The organism is Bacillus haikouensis, from assembly GCF_013179555.1.
Lineage (GTDB): Bacteria > Bacillota > Bacilli > Bacillales > Bacillaceae_B > Rossellomorea > Rossellomorea haikouensis_A.
In genome coordinates this window covers 1-1,203 of sequence record NZ_JABMCR010000545.1, presented here as the reverse complement: position 1 = coordinate 1,203, position 1,203 = coordinate 1, and the positions used below count along the sequence as shown (strand labels likewise).

Annotated in this window: 2 protein-coding genes; both read right to left on the bottom strand. The window is 35.5% G+C overall.

Annotated features, from left to right (window positions below):
- Positions 1-351 precede the first annotated feature (351 nt).
- Entirely contained in the window at positions 352-711 is a 360-nt protein-coding gene (locus HP456_RS24165; protein ID WP_172255720.1) for a hypothetical protein, read from the bottom strand.
- Between the two features lie 296 nt (positions 712-1,007).
- Positions 1,008-1,166, bottom strand: coding sequence for a YwzD family small protein (locus tag HP456_RS24160; RefSeq protein WP_172255717.1), 159 nt, complete (start codon positions 1,164-1,166; stop codon positions 1,008-1,010).
- Positions 1,167-1,203: the final 37 nt, after the last annotated feature.

Sequence of the window (1,203 nt, the reverse complement as noted above, 5' to 3'; positions counted from 1 at the left end):
TTGCGGTATTGCTGACCCTGGAATAAAACGAAGTGTTTTTTGGGTGAAGTCACGATCTTTCTTGATACGTGGATATCCTCGAAAACCAAAATGAATTCTTTGTTCATTACTTCCTCCTTTTTTAACTCTTATTTTCGACATGTTTCTCTAGGAATATCTTCCTATAATTTTACAATTCGACATCATTTTCCATTTTCCTGTAAATAATTTATTTTTTTATGGTTTTTTTGTAGATAACGTTTTTTGTTTTTTCCAAGATGTAATCGTGTGGATTAAGAAGGGATTTGATAGAACCTCACCGCTGTCAGCAGTGAGGCAGCGAACAGATGAACCTGAAGAAGAATCTCTATTTTACCTTTCTTTCTTCCCCGTGTAGATGATTCGCTTATTTTCCTTAATGTAGCATATGAGTTTGTTGGTGTGTAGAACTCCATGAGGTGTTTGGTCGTTGTATAAATCGATGTGATTTTTGTCGTTTTTTTGTGATTGACAGAAGAAGTGCACCCGTTTCTTGCCGTAGTCTCCAGCTCTGAAATAACGATCATTTTTGTTGGACAGTTGAAAGCTTATCCTTTTTGAAGAATAGTCTTTTTGCACTGGGTTATCTTTGTCTGACATGACACCTTCTTTCACCTTTTTAATTTCCATGTTATCAATTGTTGCTGTTTGTCCAATACTCGACTTCCACGTTCCTTCTTTCTTCTCTATCAATCTGAACTCCACCTTTCTCTTTTTTTCAACAACAAATGACAATTATTTACTTTTCCATCATACTACTGATTAACGGAATATGGTATGGTTTTTTTGAGAATCATTCGAAGAGCAGGAAACAGGATGATGATTCACCTTCTAAAATGATCATCACAAGGAGAAACATACTTTGTCATTCTTAACCGATCAGATAGAAAAATGAAAGATCAAATTTTGACTTTGGTCGTGACTGGAAAGCAGTCAATGACCTTCTCTATTGGATGAACATAAAAAAGCACTCTATTTCCCCGAGGAAGTTAGAGTGCTTTTTCATTATGGAATGTATATTCACTTTGAAGTTCTTGTTTTAGCCAACTTAACATTTTATTCGCATCCATGTTCCCCTGCTGCCCTTTGTCGAATGCTTTTTGCATGACAGAGAGAACATGCTGATCTTTGCTCGGTTTAGTATTCAAAAAGACAACCTCCTACATTTTCTAACAATTTCTTTAT